The sequence below is a fragment of the Verrucomicrobiota bacterium genome (genome assembly GCA_038744685.1).
Lineage (GTDB): Bacteria > Verrucomicrobiota > Verrucomicrobiia > Opitutales > Puniceicoccaceae > Puniceicoccus.
Genome location: JBCDMB010000031.1, coordinates 16,167 through 33,484, shown reverse-complemented (window position 1 = coordinate 33,484; position 17,318 = coordinate 16,167). Strand labels below are relative to the sequence as shown.

The 17,318-nt window shown below is 52.3% G+C and carries 14 protein-coding genes; 3 read left to right on the top strand and 11 right to left on the bottom strand.

The window, feature by feature from the left end:
• Positions 1–288 precede the first annotated feature (288 nt).
• A complete protein-coding gene (locus tag AAGJ81_13945; protein MEM0967243.1) occupies positions 289–1,263 on the top strand; it encodes a hypothetical protein in 975 nt (324 codons plus the stop codon).
• 77 nt (positions 1,264–1,340) lie between these two features.
• On the opposite strand, the gene AAGJ81_13940 is transcribed toward AAGJ81_13945, so the two are convergent.
• The 7 genes from AAGJ81_13940 to AAGJ81_13910 are packed head-to-tail and all read right to left on the bottom strand — an operon-like array spanning position 1,341 to position 8,629.
• Positions 1,341–1,967, bottom strand: coding sequence for a TIGR04282 family arsenosugar biosynthesis glycosyltransferase (locus AAGJ81_13940; protein ID MEM0967242.1), 627 nt, complete (start codon positions 1,965–1,967; stop codon positions 1,341–1,343).
• On the bottom strand, positions 1,948–2,718 hold the full coding sequence (locus AAGJ81_13935) for an MTAP family purine nucleoside phosphorylase (protein MEM0967241.1): 771 nt from the start codon (positions 2,716–2,718) through the stop codon (positions 1,948–1,950). The genes AAGJ81_13940 and AAGJ81_13935 overlap by 20 nt, the downstream gene beginning before the upstream one ends.
• A 35-nt stretch (positions 2,719–2,753) precedes the next feature.
• On the bottom strand, positions 2,754–5,090 hold the full coding sequence (locus AAGJ81_13930) for an NAD(P)-binding domain-containing protein (protein MEM0967240.1): 2,337 nt from the start codon (positions 5,088–5,090) through the stop codon (positions 2,754–2,756).
• Between the two features lie 37 nt (positions 5,091–5,127).
• Positions 5,128–6,174: a methyltransferase domain-containing protein gene (locus AAGJ81_13925; protein MEM0967239.1), complete on the bottom strand. Its 1,047-nt coding sequence runs from the start codon at positions 6,172–6,174 to the stop codon at positions 5,128–5,130.
• An 18-nt stretch (positions 6,175–6,192) separates the two neighbouring features.
• Positions 6,193–7,272, bottom strand: a complete 1,080-nt coding sequence (gene arsS, locus AAGJ81_13920; GenBank protein MEM0967238.1) for an arsenosugar biosynthesis radical SAM (seleno)protein ArsS — start codon at positions 7,270–7,272, stop codon at positions 6,193–6,195.
• On the bottom strand, positions 7,233–7,973 hold the full coding sequence (locus AAGJ81_13915; GenBank protein MEM0967237.1) for a DUF547 domain-containing protein: 741 nt from the start codon (positions 7,971–7,973) through the stop codon (positions 7,233–7,235). The genes arsS and AAGJ81_13915 overlap by 40 nt, the downstream gene beginning before the upstream one ends.
• Before the next feature lie 50 nt (positions 7,974–8,023).
• Entirely contained in the window at positions 8,024–8,629 is a 606-nt protein-coding gene (locus AAGJ81_13910; GenBank protein MEM0967236.1) for a TetR/AcrR family transcriptional regulator, read from the bottom strand.
• A gap of 154 nt (positions 8,630–8,783) precedes the next feature.
• Here AAGJ81_13910 and AAGJ81_13905 point away from each other — a divergent pair, with 154 nt between their 5' ends.
• Positions 8,784–10,430: a hypothetical protein gene (locus AAGJ81_13905; protein MEM0967235.1), complete on the top strand. Its 1,647-nt coding sequence runs from the start codon at positions 8,784–8,786 to the stop codon at positions 10,428–10,430.
• Between the two features lie 38 nt (positions 10,431–10,468).
• Here AAGJ81_13905 and ppk1 read toward each other — a convergent pair whose 3' ends face one another.
• Together ppk1 and argF are read right to left on the bottom strand one after the other, a co-directional pair.
• Complete coding sequence (gene ppk1 / locus AAGJ81_13900; protein MEM0967234.1) at positions 10,469–12,670, bottom strand: polyphosphate kinase 1; 2,202 nt, start codon at positions 12,668–12,670, stop codon at positions 10,469–10,471.
• Positions 12,667–13,617: an ornithine carbamoyltransferase gene (argF, locus tag AAGJ81_13895; GenBank protein MEM0967233.1), complete on the bottom strand. Its 951-nt coding sequence runs from the start codon at positions 13,615–13,617 to the stop codon at positions 12,667–12,669. The genes ppk1 and argF overlap by 4 nt, the downstream gene beginning before the upstream one ends.
• A gap of 324 nt (positions 13,618–13,941) precedes the next feature.
• Here argF and AAGJ81_13890 point away from each other — a divergent pair, with 324 nt between their 5' ends.
• Positions 13,942–15,342, top strand: a complete 1,401-nt coding sequence (locus AAGJ81_13890) for an isochorismate synthase (GenBank protein MEM0967232.1) — start codon at positions 13,942–13,944, stop codon at positions 15,340–15,342.
• 38 nt (positions 15,343–15,380) lie between these two features.
• Here the strand turns inward: AAGJ81_13890 and AAGJ81_13885 are convergent, their stop codons facing one another.
• Complete coding sequence (locus tag AAGJ81_13885) at positions 15,381–15,842, bottom strand: RidA family protein (protein ID MEM0967231.1); 462 nt, start codon at positions 15,840–15,842, stop codon at positions 15,381–15,383.
• Positions 15,839–17,314: a TonB-dependent receptor gene (locus tag AAGJ81_13880; protein MEM0967230.1), complete on the bottom strand. Its 1,476-nt coding sequence runs from the start codon at positions 17,312–17,314 to the stop codon at positions 15,839–15,841. The genes AAGJ81_13885 and AAGJ81_13880 overlap by 4 nt, the downstream gene beginning before the upstream one ends.
• Between the last annotated feature and the right edge of the window lie 4 nt (positions 17,315–17,318).

Below are 17,318 nucleotides of genomic sequence, written 5' to 3'. Positions count from 1 at the left end.
GCCACCGCCGCCGGCCCCCTGGCTGCCCCGAACTCTTTCAGTCCGAAGCGACTTTTTCCAGTCCTTCCTCCGACGAATGAAAGATATCCATTCTCGGAAGAACTGTAAAAACTGACTCATGAGGTTTATCCTACAAGTCCGGGCTCCTCAAGACCACCACAATGGAGCGCGGACTTTAGTCCGCATCAGTTCGATTAGCCAGATCCCCTCACTGTAGTTGCACCCAGGGTCGGTTTCAAGAGCGGTCGGACCTTGACGCCTTGAATGAAACGGATAAGATCCTAGGTCATGCCAGATGTGTTCCGCAGTATTTTGTGGCTAGGTTGCTCGATCACCCTTTTTGTTGGAGAGAGTGCCGCGGATCAGGTGTTATCCGGGAAGGAAAGTTCGAGCGAGGAATTGGAATTTTCTCTTTCGACAGGCAGTTGGGATCGATTCCTGCAAGAGCCACCAGTTCTTCTTGTTGGTGACTTGAAACCAGAGGTTGAAAGTATGCTCGATGAGGGTGAAGGGATTTTAGTGAATCTCTTCAATGTCGAAAGCCTCGACATTGAAGAGTTGGTCGCGGATCGGTTTGAGTCCGAAGTGAAGTGGCTCAAAACGAAAACACCGGATGTAGTGACCAAAGAGGGATATTCCAAGAAGCGGAAGTTCTACCGTTATGGATCCTTTTATTGCCCGAGACAGACAATCATCATTTTCCCGACTTACTACGGCAAGACCCACTCCAAGCGAATCAAGAGTAGCACGACTTCTGGTCTGATTCGCGAGGTCCGGTTTGCCGTTGGCAATCTGGATATCAAGTCCATCTCGTCTAGAATTGGGCTTCTGGAGCTGACCCATAGGAAGTGGATGGATAGAACGCGCAAAATGGTCAAAGCTTCAAACCTGACCCGGGAGGCAAACTTTACCTACTTGAAGCGATTGGAGGATTATATTGGCGCCTGGCGGGATATGGAGGAGTCCATGGAAAGGTTCCGTAGTGAGCTCAGTCGGATCAAGACGGATCGCGGAGAAACCCTGAAAAGCTGGGAGGAATACGAGAAGAACCAGCTCGAGGAACTTCACCCCTATTTCGAATCGGCTCAGTTCGCTCAGATACCTTTGGAAGATGGGAAGCTCTTTCGAATGCCGGGTGGTGAAGAAGGACAAGACAGGATTCTGAAAGCGAATGTTTCCGGGCGTGATCTGTATTTTCGCCTTCAGGATGGGATTGGATCACAGTTGCACCCGTTCCGATTGGTAGAGGCCCAAGAAGGGTAGAGACGAATAGCGCAAGGATACGGGTCTATCCCGAACGGAAAGAAGCATCCGCCGCAAATGTGGATGGAGTCAGCTTCCTAGATTGGATCTACTCGGAGTTTTTGCCAGTCGGTCAGCTCGTCGACGTCTGAGTGAGCAGGGAGTAAGCGAAAAGAATACGAATGCTGTTCCGCTTTTTTGAGAGACTCGGTGAGGGTTTGCTCACTGCTCCAGGGAATTCCTTCGAAAACCTCGTGTGCCGGTTTTCGCAGGGAGATCAGGTAATAGCCTCCGTCGAAAGCTGGACCGTAAACGAGGTCAGTTCCCTCGGTGAGATGACGCTCTGCCAAGCAGAATTCAGTCGGACCAAGGGTGGGACAGTCTCCTCCGATGCAGTGGACTGTGTTGGCTCCTCTTTTGAAACAATCTGCAATCCCATGGACAAGTCGTTTGCCTAAATCACCTTCGCACTGGGGGATGTAGAAACGTTCGGAGCCCAACCATTCCCGCATAAGCTGAAGGGAATTGGACGGTGCATAGTGAATCTCGAGGTTCCAATCCCTGGGAAGGTCGGACAGCTGGCGCTCCACGAGCCACCGGTAGGCTTCGAGGGCTTTCTCGTTCCCGATCTCCTTGGCCAGTCTGGTTTTGACGGTTCCGGCAACTGGCGCCTTGAGAAAGGCGAGGATGGACGGACGCTGGGTTCTAGTCGAAGCGGTAGACAAAGTTTTCGAAAGTGTAGTCCTGTGGCTGAGAGGAGAGAGTCTGAATCAAGTCTACAAACGCATCTTTCGCTCGCTTCAGGTTCGCCTGAAGAGTCTCGACTGGGGTGGGATCCAATTGGACGCCGTTTGCATAGTCCACCGAGAATCCGGCGAGGGCATAAGGTAACTCGAGTTCATTTGCTAGGACGGCCTCGGGACCACAGGTTTGCGAGAGGAAGTCGGCTCCGGCAACCCGTAGAGCTTTGATCTCCGCTTTTGAGTTGAAGCGCGGACCATTCGCGTGGGCATAGGACCCGATATGGCAATTGGAGTGCGACTTTTTGAAATGACTTTCGATTTGCGAGGAGAGGGATGAATGAAAAAAAGATCCCGCAAGGAGATGACCTCTACCGGGCTCAGCTGGTTCCTGAAAAACTGTGCATGTCGTGCCATCGCCGAGCCGGTTTTCGGGGAAGAAAAGTTCTTTCGCGACCAGGGGGGCACCGAGTGACCAATCTGGGTTGATCACTCCACAGACCGAACACGAAACCACCCTTTCAGCTCCTGCTTCCTTGAGAGCGAGAAGGTTTGCGCGGTGATTGATTTGATGGGGTAGGTAGGTATGGCCGCTTCCGTGGCGAGGGAGCAATAAAACCGGGTTTTCTGCGATTTTCCCCGTCAGGTATCTCACATTCCCAAACCGCGTGACCGTCTCGACCGGTGAGAATCCCTCCAATTCGTAGAAGCCTGAACCTACGATAAATGCAATCATTGGAAGTGATTCTATATGAGCGTCTTTCTCTCTGATCAATCCTCCCGCATGCGCACCGGGCTCGCAGAGAGGAGGTCGTAAACGGGTTTCATTTCCTTATCATAGTGGCCGAAGGTGAGAACTCCGGTCGGACAGGACTGGACGCAGGCGGAACAGCGAACACATTCAGGATCTTCCATAGGGATGCCCTTGTTCGCGAAATTCATGATGTCAATTCCTTGGTGGCAAACCGACGTGCAAACGTTGCAGGAGATGCACTTTTTCTTCTCTGCAAAGATGCGGAATTTACTGAAGCGGGCGTAGATGTGCATGAGTGCTGCCAGCGGGCAAGCGAATCGACACCAAACTCTGCCAGAGAAGTGAAAATACAGACCATATCCGATCGCGCCCGCTAGCCAGAGATCAACGAGAACCTTGTAACTCAACAGCTCGTTTTTATCGATGAATCCAGTGACTGCCTTATCGAATCCGTCCCAAGGCGTCGCCCACCCAATAATCCTCAGAATGAGCAGGAGAAATGCGATCGCCAGAATCACCTGGCCTACCATGTTGACTTTGTTCCACTTCGGCCCGTGGGGCATTTTATGGCGGTGCTTGTCACCAAGGGTTTCTGCCATCGCACCGCAGGAACAAATCCAACCGCAATAAGCTCCTTTCCCCCAGCGGCGGATAATCAGCGGAATGATGACAAAAGTCTGAATGAAGCCGAGGATGATCCAGCCCCAAATCGGGGCCTCCGTGAAGATGTTGTAAATGAATAGAGGCCAAGCGAGGATGAATCCGAAGGCGCGCCAGAACTGGTTCGGTTCTCCACCCTGGCCGTCGGAAAGGAAGGTCATTCCAAACCACTCGCCAACTCCTCCGCTCGTGAAAACGCCTTGCTGGTAGAGGATGGGGAACAGGACGTAGGGTAGGAGGAAGAGCGGGACGACCTGAATCGCCATAAGAGTCAGGGTTTGCCAGGTGACGTAAGGAGTTTTTCGCCGACGGATCCGCCGGACTCCGAAAATGACTATGATGGCGGTGTAGGTGAAGGCAAAGAGGAAGCCAGGATCCGTCGAGGCGGCATGCAAGATCGTGTGGAGTGCCCCACCTTCCTGACCCAACTTCGGAATGTTGAACGGAAACCAATTTTTCGAGGAGAAAATTTGCCAAAGGTTCGTGTTGTCCAACCCTAAAAAGGTTTTGTAGGCCTTGAGGTGATACAAAAACGCCATGAAGGCGAGGACACCTACCAGGCCGAGCCAGAACTTAACTCCCCGGTCCCCAAACACTTTCAGCCCTGAGCGGCGAAAGAAGTCGAGAGGCGGCTCTCTTCCGATCATCGAAAATACGACGTCGTTCGCGACTGCTTCCTCGTCTCCACTGGCACGGTCTTTCAAAACGACAGAATCATCGCGGATCTCGGTGGGTTCTGTGTTGAGTCTAAGGGTTAGCTTTCCAGCGGGGTTCGCTCCCCGCATCCATCGTGCGGCCGAAGTGGTCACTCGCTCCGATCCTGGCTCGTCCACACCAACGTCGGCGTCCGGATTTGCCACGAGGGCATAGATCTTCTCCAAGTTTTCAGGTTTGGGACGCGTGAGAGATTCCTTCCGATAACTGAGGGTGACGTTTGATCCACATACGGTGAGGGCTATCGCCGCCTCAACCGCGCTGTCTCCCCCTCCAACAATCAGGACCTCCTGCTCGCAGTATTCCTTGGGATCATGAAGGCGGTTGAAGACCTTGTCTTTCTCCTCTCCCGGAACATTCATTTTTCTGTGATTACCGCTACGGCCAATCGCAATTAGAACGGCTCTTGCCTTCAAGGGGTCTGCCTCCGGGCGATTCAGCAGAAAGATGTCTCCCTTTTTCTTGATTGATTCGATCCGCGCAATGACGGGGACGATTCCCGCTTCGTCCTGCTGTTCGACCAGTTCGTCAACCAATGCTTCCTTTACTTCCGACCGAAAGTGCATCCCACCTGTCGGCTCCATGTCGGTGGGATAGGTGAAAATCGGTTTTCCTTTTGGGAAATTGCGGATGGTCGAGAATGTTTCCTGGGCTTCGAATACGGTAAAGTGAAGCCCGTTTTCCCTCGCCTCCCGGGCAGCAGCTATACCCGACACTCCACCTCCGATTATGGCCAGATCAAGTGTCTCGTCCGAAGAGTCCCGCGTGGGCTTGAATCCGGAATCTTTGAGGAATGCCCGCACCGCACGCGCTCCAGTGTCGGCACTGAATTTGAGGAGGGGAATACCAGTAAGATCACCAGAAACCCGAATACCGGAAATGTTCGTTTCACCATCTTCGCCTGCCAGGGGTAGTTTTTCGATTGTGCCGGCCGGCCACTTGGAGTGGAGCCATCTGGTGTATTTGGATATTGGATTCACGAATCTCTGGAATCGGACGTCTTGGGGTTTTGGAGACCTAGCAGCAGCCGGATCCTTCTTCTGTTGCAGCCGGTTCACACCCGGGGAAGAGGCCGAAGTGGTGGGAGCGGTCTCCAGTCGTGGAGAAATGTCGCGCGAAGCGGGTCTCTTCGATCATGGCAGCCGAGTTGCCGCATACCCGCTCCGGTCGCCCTTTTTCGAAAAGATGCCCTGGATCCAGAGGGAAAACTCTGGGGTGTTGGGGGATCGTTCCTTTGTAGGTGACGACTTGTCCATAGTCTTCACAGCGATCTTCGAGGCTGGCGATTTTGAAACAGCGGACCGTAGCGGACTCGAAGGTAATGCCATCGGAGAGGGCAGCCATCCGCGGATCTTCGAGGTTAATTTTTGATTGAGAGACGACACGATAATCCGGGCAGCCTTCTTTGAGGAGGAGGCGGCGAAAATCTTCCCAATACCAAGCGCCGCCGAGGCATTCCCCGTGAAAATCGGGATCGTTGGCGAGGTGGATCGGGAGGCGCCTCGAAGCGAAGACGTCGGAAAAGTAGAGTTCTCCTCCGGGTTTCAAAACGCGAAATACTTCCGAGATGACGTCGGCTTTGTCACGGCAGAGATTGAGCACGCAATTCGAGATCACGACGTCAATGGATTCATCGGCTATGCGGAGTGCGTGGAGATCCTCGAGAGGCCCTTGCAAGAACTCAACGTTGGGAGTTTTGAACCCAAAACGTTCCATTTGGCTATCACGATGGCGGCGGGCGACCTCCAGCTGTTCGTCTGTGAAATCGACTCCAATCACTTTCCCATTTTGTCCGACAAGCTGAGAGGCAAGAAAAACGTCGCGGCCGGTTCCACATCCGAGGTCGAGCACGGTTTGACCTTCCAGCGCAGTTGGAATCGGAGAGCCACATCCATAGCTGCGTTCAATGATTTCGCCATCGAGGTTTTGAAAAAGAGGTTTCAGCCATGCCGGAGGTGAGGCATTCTCACAACAGGCCGAAGTCTTGAGGTCCTTGTTGGTTTGAAGAACACGCCCGTAATAGTCTTGGGTGTTGTTGTGGTAGTCTAGTGTCTCGGTTGTCATAGAAAATCAATTTTCGGGTTAGCTTTTATCCTCGACTAGCGACCCTCCACACGAAGATCCGCTGCCTGCCGTGCATCCAAAACAGTGATCGCCAGTTGCGATCGTCCGTCCCTCAAGAGAAGTCGGATCAATATCCCAGAGGAAAAGTCCATTCCCTGAGCGATCTGCGAGGCGCATGTCCAACATCTGATTGAAGTCACAGTCGTAGATTTCTCCCCGCCAACCTACGCTGATGGTGTTGCGGCACATCAGGCGGTTCACCGTCGAGGGGTTGAAGGCGTCCACAAGAGTTTTCATGTAGTCCTCGTAGTGACCTTCCCTTCGGAGCCAACGGGCGAAACGGGCGATCGGAAGATTGGTTATGGTGATCAAGCTGTCGAAGGTAATGTCGAAGTGTTTCTTGAGCTCCCTTTTGTAGTCTACCTCCAGTTCTTGTTGAGAGGGCGGTAGTTTTGCTCCATTCGGGTTGAAGACTAGATCGAGTCGTTTCCGCGAATGACCGGTTCCGAAACCGCGTTGATTCAATTCCTGCAGTGCGGCTATGCTTCGATCAAAGACACCGTTCCCTCGTTGCGCGTCGACGTTCTCGTGAGAGTAGCACGGCATGGAAGCTACGATCTCGAGCTCTTCCGCCTCGAGAAAGGTTCCAACCCACTCGAAACCGGGCTCGTTGACGATCACAAGGTTGCATCGATCAAGGATGCGGGCAGATGGGTTTACCTTCCGGATGTGACGCACGATGCGACGAAATTCCGGAGCCATCTCCGGAGCGCCACCCGTCAAATCTATAACTGGTAGTGGATGTTTGGTATACCAAGCAAGAATCTGGTCGACTGTCTCCGAGGAGATAATCTCTTTTCGGCGAGGCCCGGCACTTACATGGCAGTGAATGCAGGTAAGGTTGCAGAGTTTACCGAGATTGAGTTGGAGGATCTCCGGTTTTGATCGACGAAGGACCTGACCACTACGAGCAAGAGCAATATCGAAGGAATTACTTTCGGGAGGGACTCCGTCGGGTCGGTTGATCATCAGTAAAAGGAAGCGGCTTTGTTCTTCTGCTAGCTTGTCGAGTTGAGGGCCCAGTCGTAGGGAATCCATTCCACTGAGAATCCCTCTGGAAGAGGATCGTCGCGGTATTGGTTCAGATAGGTAGCAGGGTCGTCGCCGGGAAAGTCGGCGTCATACCACTTGAAGAGTTCAGAGTAAGCAGTGGACTCTTCCTCCAACGACACCTTTGCGGCATGAGGTCCATTTGCGAAGAGTCTTGTTTGCTCATCCATCTGGGCGTCCAGCGCGTCACCGGTAAAGGGCTCTCCTCGAAGCGCGGGGCAGCTCTCGCTGGCGCAGTTGACCGCAAAATGGATCCGAGGATCTCCGAATTCCTCGAGAAGGATTCCTTTTTCGACTTCATCAAGGCTGACTTTCTCTCCGTTGAGCTCGATGAAGTCGCGACGAAAAATGGAAAACGGAAGGAGCCCAATAGATCTCACGGAGTCTAGCGGGTAGTGATCGAAGACGGCGGCAATCATGGCAGCGTTGTAGAGATTGATGAGAAAAGCGGTCGCTTCGTTTGGCTCCAGTTGAGTGTAGTCAACCTGGGCAAACTCTGCGAGCACATCGTCGAGGTCGGCCAGGTCGTTCGGGTTCGAGAACCACTGGTCGTAGAGGACTCCATCGGGCGTCACGTAGCGGTCCAAGAGCTCTGCATAGACGCTGTAGTCCGGTGACGCTTCCGTCGAAGCCAGAAGAGGACCGGCAACGACAGTCTTGAAAAGAAGAAGTGAGAAAAGTCTGGTCATGAACTCATTGGGTAGGTAGCTGATTCCACGCCTGATTGAATTCAACAGATTCAGACAGCAAGAAGCTCCTCTTTCCTTCGTTGCTCATCCGCACTGGGACGTTGGGCGTGCTCCGTTAAGGCCTTTGCAATACGGGCAGCGGTCGAGATGGGCCATTCTGACCGTAGATTCTGCGCCTCGGTTGCCGCACCCGAGTAAAGGAGAAACAAATGATTGCCGAGCTCTTCAAAATTACCTTCAGGAACGATCTCAGTTGCCAGATCGACGAAAAACTCGCGGATAAAAATCTTGTGACTCTCGATTTCTGCGTGAATGCGTGGGCTTTTTGCATCGATTACGGAAGCCGTGTTGCTGAATGGGCACCCACGGTATTCACGACAGGCCATGAAGTCAGCGAGGGCGTGAAAGTAGTCAACTACCTTCTGTGCTGAGGAACCCGTTTCCGCAAGTATGTTGGCATGATGCTGCTCGGATCGCTTGTGAGTCGTTTGTAACCATTCTACGCAGAGAATTTCTTTGCTGGCGAAATTGTCGTAGAAGCCTGCCTTCGAAACGCCGGAGGTCTCGATTATTTCGTTGATTCCAACGCAAGTGTAGCCACGGCGCTGAAACAGGTCTCCTGCGGTTTCGAGGATTTTGTCGCGGATTTTCTTCATGAAGACAAAAACAGACAAGTCTGTCTGTTTTTGTCAAATGGAAATTTGGCTGAATTCTTGCCTGGAAGGCAAAAATGCCGCCAGAGGGCGAATTCTACGCCCGACACGACGATTTTAGTGGAAACTGGGTGGTTGTGGATGTATTCTTCTCTCCATGGAAACAAGGGGAACGAGGAGCCCCAGCGAAGAGAAAAGCCGTGAGCCCGAAAGAGGCGGCTTCGGGCACTTTCTGAGGGTTTCAGGAGGCACAGTATTTTACTGCTTGAGCGCTCTCTCGGTCATTTACGGCATCCTGATGATATTGGGTCCGCAGTTGCTACAATCGACGGATCCTCTTTCAGCATTCTTTTCTGTAGGTGCTTTGAATCTTTACGAGTTGGCTGTTCTGGGGACGCTACTCTTCATTGTCACCGCCTACCGGGTGATGGACGATGCGATCACACTGGTGGTGCTGATCCCACCTTTCTTGGTTGGAAGTGCGATCGCATTGGTAACGATAGCCTACAATGGACCGAATGTTGCGCTAGCCATCGGAATCCTTGGCGCCTTGGTAGGCATCGGAAAAATTGAATCGCTGAGGCGATGGGTTGGCATACCGATGAATGGATTGTCTTACGGCTGCCTCGTTCTCGTGATTTTGTGGAATTTTCTCATTGGAGTCATTCTGATCAAACTCTCACTGCGTGATTTTGCTCCCGATTTCGAGACCAGGGGTTGGTGGTTCACTAACGTTCTCTTCGTTACGATTTGTGGATTGATCGTCTACGGTCAGATGGGACGAAAGGTTGGTTTCACTCATCGCGAAGACGTTCCCTTTCTTCAGCGGAGTCCGATGTTTCACTTGGTGTGCCTCCTCCTGTTTGTTGGTCTCGGAGTTCATCTTTATGCAGTAGGGTATATCTTCCACGTTCCGACCTCGCCCGGTGATTTTTTTCTAATTGGGACGCTATGCGTTTTGATGTTGGTAGAGGTGCTTGACCAATCGAATAGTAGATTCACCGACATTGGAGCCGTCATTACCGGTATCCCTCTACTTGCGGTTCTTGTTGGTGCGATAGATGGATATTTCAGCTCTCCCCTGACGCTCAGTGTGGAGGTTTTGGGACATCCGCTGAGCACGCTGTTTCTAGGCGCAGCGGGGGCCATTTGGTTTGGAATTCGTCGAAGGAGACCTAGTTCTATATGGATATCCAGTGCATACCTGATCTGCGCGGTTCTTATCGCTGGATATGTCCCGAACTCTCCTGAATCGCTGAATTGGGAAGCGTTCGTGGCTACTTTGGTGTTTTTCCTCTTTGGGGCTGGGATCTTCCTTAACAAGTATCCACTTTCTCTGCTCGCTGTGATCATCGGCTCGATTCGTTTAGCTGAATTTTGTCAGCAGAGAGACTTTTTTCAGACTCTTGGGATTAGTTTTGAAGCGGGTCTTGCCTGGATTCTAGGTCTGGGTTTCTCAGCCGTTTCTTTGTGCTTTCGAAAGGACAATTTATTTCCTCTCTCAGTCATTTCTGCGGGTATTTTGGGCGCTGCCGGATTCTTTAGTTTGGAGTCATCTCTAAGACCGTCGGACTGGTTCGTTGTCGCCATCCTTCTCCTTTCTGCTACAGCGTTTTGGTGGCGGTTTCGAAGACTCTCCCCCGTCGTTATTCTTTGTCTTCCAATCCTCGAGAGACTTTGGAGAACTTCGGAGTCGGTCGGGAATTGGTGGTTCGTCATCCTGGGGTTTTGCCTTCTCGCCGCAGGAGGGTGGATGAGCAGCATGAAAGGAAGAAGAACGCGTGAGCATACCGCTTCGCATTAATGGCATTCAACTGAAGAGTCTTATACCGAATTCACGCACTATGCCTTCGGAACCGTCTCCGAGGCCAAAGGATTGGGTCGAGTCGTTTGGGGTGGAGGAATGGGTCGTTCCTCTTCGGCGACTTGCTGGTGACGCAAGAGCGCTTGTTCGATAAAGTGATTCTGAGCCGAGAAGGGCGGTGATTTGCGGGAGGCTGGAAGTTTAGCGTAGGTCCCGCTGGGCCTCAATTGCTTCGCTTGAGAAGTATCACGGAGGTGGGTTTTCAAAGTATCCAGGATTTGTTTGCGGTGGTCTGCTCGATCAACGGGGAAAACCGCTTCGACCCGGCGGATGAAGTTGCGTGGCATCCAGTCAGCGCTTCCAATGTAGATACGAGCCTTTCGGCCGGAATTTTGGAAGTAGTAGACCCGGGAATGCTCGAGGTAACGTCCTAGAATCGAACGAACCCGTATGTTTTCGCTGAGACCTTTCACCCCCGGGATTAGTCCGCAGATGCCCCGGACGATCAGGTCGACCTGCACACCAGCCGCGGACGCTTCGTAAAGAGCCTCGATCGTGTCCTGATCAATGAGGCTGTTCACCTTAACAATAATCCGGGCGGCCTTTCCCGCTTTTGCATTATTAGTTTCCTGTCTGATGAAGCGTAGAACGGAAGCGTGGAGATTGAAGGGGGCGACCAGTAGCTGTTTGAAGGTGGGCGATTTAGCGAATCCGGTAAGGGAGTTAAACAGATCGGCAACCTCCTCGGTAATCGAGTCCTTCGCGGTAAAAAAGGAGTAGTCCGTGTAGAGGCGGGCGGTTTTCGGGTTATAGTTCCCGGTCCCCAAGTGGACGAATCTTTTCAACGTGTTGTCGGGCTCTCTTCGAATGACAAGACAGCATTTGCAGTGAGTCTTCAAGCCGACGAGTCCGTAGACGACGTGCACTCCCGCCTCCTCAAGCCGGCGGGCCCATTGGATATTGTTGGCTTCGTCGAAACGGGCTTTCAGTTCGATTAGTGCGGTGACCTGTTTGCCTTTGTTGGAAGCCTCAATCAGGGCATTGATGATCGGAGAATCTCCACTTGTTCGGTAAAGGGTCAGCTTGATCGCATAGACCTTTGGGTCGTCGCCAGCTTGTCTCAGAAATTCAATTACGGGATGAAACGATTCAAACGGATGATGGAGGAGAAAGTCTTCTCGGGAAACGGCTTCAAATATGTTTCCCGCATCCGCAAGGGCAGGCGGAGTTGACGGAAGGAAGGGAGGGAACTTCAGATCCGGTCGGTCTACCATATCGTAAAACTCCATTACCCGGAGGAGGTTGATTGGACCATCGATACGAAAAACACTCTCGTGCCCGAGATTGATTGAATCAAGGAGTCGATCGAGGGCGGTGTCGGGAACGGTATCTGAAATCTCGATGCGGACGGACGCACCTTTTTTGAGCTTATGAAGCTCTTCTTCGATCGTCTGAAGGAGGTTATCGACTTCTTCCTCATCAATGTAGAGGTCGCTGTTTCGCGTGATTCGAAAAGCGTGAGTTGAAAGGGTTTCGAAGCCGGGAAAAAGCGTGCTGGCAAATCGGCCAATTACGTCACTGAGAAACACGTAGGTCTGTGATCGGGTCCTTTTATTGGGAATGGCAACAATCCGGGGAAGGATCAACGGCACGGGAAGGATGGCGAGTAACTCCTCGGCTTCGGCTTCTTGACTTCGGATACAGACAAGGATGTTCAGGGATTTGTTGCTAATCTGCGGAAACGGATGACCGGGGTCGACGCCTAGCGGCGTGAGAACCGGGAAAACGCTCTCTTCGAAGTAACGTTTGATCCAAGCGTTTTCACCACGGTTCAATTCCTTCACCTTTTTGAAAACGATATTCTCCTCGCGAAGATCAGGAACCAATTGCTGGTTCCAGCAAGCATACTGGTCGCGAACGAGTCGGGATGAGAGGCGACGAATTCTCTGGAGTTGCTCTTTGGGTTGGAGACCGTCCAGTCCGGTCCGGGTAATTCCGGAATCGACTTTCTGCATAAGACCCGCCACCCGAATTTCAAAGAACTCATCGAGGTTCGAGCTGACGAAAGCAATAAAACGGACTCGTTCGAGAAGAGGGTATTCTGGGTTGGTGGCTTGCTCCAAAACCCGCTGATTGAAGGCAAGCCAGCTGAGTTCCCGGTTAAAGAATGGCCGGTCGCCGTGATAAGGACTCTTAACGCCTTCCGGAAGGACGGCTGGTGTTCTCTTGCGGGTGGTCACGAGGGTCGATTTTCTGGGTCTCCGACCTGTGCTAGGATGGCTTTCTGGACGTGAAGCCGGTTTTCCGCTTGGTCAAAGAGGACTGCGTTTTCACTATCAAGGACCTCCTGAGATACTTCCTGTCCTGGGTGGGCAGGCATGCAGTGGAGGAAAAGAGCTGCGGGTTTTGCAGATGAAAGTAGATCCAGTGTGACCGAGAAGGGTTGCATCGCCGCAAGTCTCGAGCTCTCTTCCGCCTCATCTCCCATGCTCACCCAAACATCGGTATAGATGGCATCTGCTCCGGCTACCGCTTCGAAAGGATCCTGAACGAAAGAGGGCTTTTTTCCGGGGGAAAGCTTTTCCAAGTCTTTTTGAATTCGTTCACCAGGACCGAATCCGGCGGGTCCGCTAAGAACCACTTCGAGTCCGAACAGTTCACCAGCCAACAGCCAGGAATTCGCCATATTGGAATTACAGTCGCCGAAAAAAGCGACTTTTTTGCCTGCCACGGAATCGAGGTTGGCTCCGTCACCTCCCCATTTTTCAGCCAGAGTGAACACGTCGGAGTAGATCTGGCAGGGGTGTAGGTAGTCAGTAAGCGCATTGACGACTGGAATGCCAGCCTGCTCAGCGAATTCTTCGACAATTTCCTGGCCAAAAGTTCGTATGACCAAGCCATGAAGATAGCGGCCCATTACCCGAGCCGAATCGGCAATACTCTCGCCGCGGTTAATCTGGGTGTTGCTCGCATCAAGCCGGACAGGGTGGGCTCCCAGTTCGTGGAGGCCTACTTCAAATGAAATCCGGGTCCGTGTGCTGTTCTTGTAAAAAATCATCCCCCAGCTTTGCCCTTCCAGCACTCTCGGATACGACCCGTCCCGCAAGCGCTTGAACTCGGCAGCCATTGAGAAAACCATTGGAATTTCCGCTGGGCTGAAGTCGGTCTCTTTGAGAAAGTGCCTCATTGGATTTTTGATAAGAGAAAAACTCCAAAAGTGTCGCGGTCTCCGAGTGTTGGCAATCTTGGAATCCCGCTCAAACATGAGGTGGTTGTGATTAAAAGTGCGGGGTATCGGGCTAATGGCACCGATGCGGACTGAAGTCCACGCTCCATAATGGTGGTCTTGAGGAGCTCGGACTTTTGTCCGCCCCGTTGGAGTGGTGTAGTTTCCACATTACCCCGTGGCTCTAATTGCACCTACGTGAGGTTGGTCTATGAATCTCGCGTTGAAGGTAAATTGTTGTTTTCAATTCGTGATGGTAACCTTGGTCGCTAAGTTCTTTTGGGAATGAAAGAAGTCCCGGCAGACAAGTTTGGAAATCGCGACCTTGAGGGTTTGTTGCGGTTTCTTGAATACGTTCGCGAGAGTGCCCTGACGTCGGGTCATCCGGCGATCGCTAGTATTTCATTGCGGGTGAGTGACCAGGATCCTCTCGCGGTATTGCAAGCGATTCAGGAGTCGAATGAGCCACACCTCTACTTGGAGCGTGGATCTACCTCTGTCTCTGGAGCCGAGTCTGTGGTTCGTTTGGATTCGTCCGGACCCGATCGTTTTGACGAGGCGAGTGCATTCGTAAAGAGGTGGTCGGAACATATAGTGAAGACTGGAGATCTTGATGGTTGGTTTTCAGGTCCGTTGTTTTTTCACGCGTTTGCGTTCAATGAAATGAACTCTCCTGCAGCGACGGTGTTTATTCCACGCTGGCAGGTTTGCAGGACAGATCGTGAATGTATTGCCGTGGCGAATGTGCTTGTGGAGGAAAGTGCAGACCTTCTCCCAGAGGCGCAAAGGATCCTGCGGGCACACAAATCAGTCACGGAGAGTTCGTATCGTGGTGTAGGCGCAGGCTCCCTTGTCTCCGTTCGCCATGTCAGAGCTGAAGCTACGGAAAGATTTCGTGAACGAGTGGAGCAGGCATTGTCCACAATTCAGAATACCACTTTGGAGAAGGTGGTTTTATCGCGGTGGTTGGATCTCGAAGCAGAGGACGATTTCCGACCCCTGGAGACACTTCGTTTGTTGAGGGAAAGCTATCCGAATTGTTTTGCCTTCTCGTATTCTCGGGGGAGTGGAGCGAGCTGGATCGGTGCCACTCCAGAACGATTGGTCCGCCTGCGGAACGGACGTTTCGATACGGAGGCAATTGCTGGCTCCGTTGCGCGCGGCAGTAGCCTTTCCGAGGATTCTGAACTGGGAGAGAATCTGCTCCTCAGCGAGAAGGACTTGCGGGAACATCGTTTCGTCGTCGAAGAGATTAGTCGTTCCTTGGAGGGTCTTGGTCTATGTCCGGAGGCAGCGAGAAACCCTCAGCTTCTTCGGCTGCCGAACGTTCAGCATCTTCGAACGCCGATTTCCGGTCAGAATCCAGAAGGGCTTTCGCTGATTGACCTGATCGGAGCGCTTCACCCAACTCCCGCGGTCAACGGGGTTCCTCATCAAGAGGCTGGGCGATTGATCGAAGAACTTGAGAGTTTCTCGCGGGGTCTCTACTCGGGCTGTCTTGGTTGGGAAAAGCCTTCGGATTCCGGTGAATCTGTTGTTGCGCTTAGAACGGCTCGAATGGAGGGCGATTCGGCCCGGCTTTTTGCGGGTGCTGGAATTGTCGAGGGGTCTTCGCCTCAGAAAGAGTTGCGAGAGACCGAGATTAAGTTTGCTGCAATGCTAAGCGCTCTTGGAGTGGACCGGTAATGGAGTCTACCCAGGCCTTGGTTTGAGACACAGTTGCTCTAGCTTGAAGTCTGAAAAACTCCAGTCACCTCGACAGCGGCCCCTTTCGGGAGACCGTTTACTGACACAGCTGCCCGAGTGTGCAAACCGGCAGACCCGAAGATCTCTAGAATAAAATCCGAGGCTCCATTCATTACAGCGGCTGCATCGGAGAAGTCATCCACTCCATTCACAAAACCTGTGAGCGAGACTGCGCGATCCACTTTGTCGAGAGAACCCAAATGGCCCCGTAGCAAGGCCACCAGATTCATCGCACATTGTCTGGCGGCTTGTGCTGCCTCACTTATGGAAAAATCCCTACCCACTTTACCTACGTGGGTTAGTCCTTCTGCACAAAGCGGCAGAGCACCGGAAAGAAAGAGAAGGTCTCCCGTCTGAACGACTGGCACGTAGGATCCAACGGGTTTTGGGGCGGGTGGGAGTTGAATCCCAGACTGTAGGAGAGTGTCTTCCGCACTCACGCTGTTTTAGACTCCTCCGGTTGCCAAAGACCGTGTTCGTCGATGTAGGTAGCGACAGGTTCGGGGACGAGGTCTTTCCAGGTCTCGTCTCCCTTTTGAATCTTCTCGATCACGAACCGGGAGAGAATGTTCATGTTTTCCACAGCGTGGCTCCGGATCGGCTCGATAAAGTCATTCTCCAAAAGGTAGCTGTAGAGACCAGTAAGGTTGTCGGCTATTCTTAGGTTCTCAGCGGTAATAAGAACTTCTTTTGCCAGTGGATTCACCTCCTCTTCCATCGAATCAGCATCCAGTTGGTGTTTGTAGGCTTTGAAGCCGGAACCATTCATTGGATAGATGAAAAGTTTCACGTCTTCTTTAAACAGTCTTCCAAACGCTTCGAGAATGCCTCCTTCCAAATTGTCATAGTATTGCTCATCGAGAATTTGCACCAACGTGTTGATTCCGAGGACAATTCCAATCGGGTTCTCGGTGTAGCGCCTAAAGTAGGCTGCCAAGCGGAAAAACTCGAAATAGTTCGAGACGATCACAGAAAACCCGAGGCTCGTAATGATGTCTGTCCGGTGGAGAAAATCCTCGTAGTCGATGTGACCGCCGGCCCGAAGGTTTCCCATGGTGATTTCCATCGCGACTTCTACTTTGGAGTCCTGAACCTTCGGTTGTTGCAGGAACTGTGCTCCCGCTTTCTCCAGCATATCAATATTGACCTTGGTGACCGGGCGGAAACTTCCTCTTTCGACGAGCAGAGACTTTTTATGAAGAATTTCGGAGGGTTGTAGAACAGCATTGCCCGGGGCAAACATCACCGCGTTGGTCAGTCCAGCCTCCACTAACTTGAGGGAAAGGATGCGGTTATTCGAGTCCTGAAAACCTTCGCCATTGAACTCGATCATATCCACTTCGATCCTGCTTGCTCCGAGGTTATCCTTCAAAGACTCGATAAAGGTGTCCGCGTCCGCGTGGAGCATCAACGCTCCGTAGATCATATTCACTCCAAAAATTCCGAGTGCGTCTTGCTGTAGCATGTTTGAATTGTCTAGCATCCGCACGTGTAGAATGATGTCGATGGGAGCCTCGGAGGGTTCCTGTTGAAATCGCATCCCCATCCAACCGTGGCACTCGTTGGTCCCCTTATAGTTTCGGGCTGAAACGGTATTCGCGTAGACGAAAAACTGAGTCTTGTCGCCCCGGATTTCTTTGAGTCGTTCATCGAGAAGCTGATACTCGTGATCCATCATTTGGATGAGACGGTCGCGCGACACGTATCGATTCGCCTTCCCATAGATTTCATCACTGAATTTCATGTCGTAGGCCGACATGCTCTTGGCGATGGTGCCGGCGGCTCCTCCCGCGACAAAAAAGTGTCGCGACACTTCCTGTCCGGCGCCTATTTCCGCAAAGGTTCCGTAGAGGCGTTCGTTCAGATTGACCGTGAGGGCCTTGCGATTGGTGGTAAGTGTGGTGTTTTCCATGTAT

Excerpts from the sequence above, each read along its gene's own strand:
- AAGJ81_13945 (MEM0967243.1), top strand. The coding sequence starts at position 289 with ATGCCAGATGTGTTCCGCAGTATTTTGTGGCTAGGTTGCTCGATCACC.
- AAGJ81_13935 (MEM0967241.1), bottom strand. The coding sequence starts at position 2,718 with ATGATTGCATTTATCGTAGGTTCAGGCTTCTACGAATTGGAGGGATTC.
- AAGJ81_13925 (MEM0967239.1), bottom strand. The coding sequence starts at position 6,174 with ATGACAACCGAGACACTAGACTACCACAACAACACCCAAGACTATTAC.
- arsS (MEM0967238.1), bottom strand. The coding sequence starts at position 7,272 with ATGGATTCCCTACGACTGGGCCCTCAACTCGACAAGCTAGCAGAAGAA.
- AAGJ81_13915 (MEM0967237.1), bottom strand. The coding sequence starts at position 7,973 with ATGACCAGACTTTTCTCACTTCTTCTTTTCAAGACTGTCGTTGCCGGT.
- AAGJ81_13910 (MEM0967236.1), bottom strand. The coding sequence starts at position 8,629 with ATGAAGAAAATCCGCGACAAAATCCTCGAAACCGCAGGAGACCTGTTT.
- AAGJ81_13905 (MEM0967235.1), top strand. The coding sequence starts at position 8,784 with ATGGAAACAAGGGGAACGAGGAGCCCCAGCGAAGAGAAAAGCCGTGAG.
- argF (MEM0967233.1), bottom strand. The coding sequence starts at position 13,617 with ATGAGGCACTTTCTCAAAGAGACCGACTTCAGCCCAGCGGAAATTCCA.
- AAGJ81_13890 (MEM0967232.1), top strand. The coding sequence starts at position 13,942 with ATGAAAGAAGTCCCGGCAGACAAGTTTGGAAATCGCGACCTTGAGGGT.
- AAGJ81_13880 (MEM0967230.1), bottom strand. The coding sequence starts at position 17,314 with ATGGAAAACACCACACTTACCACCAATCGCAAGGCCCTCACGGTCAAT.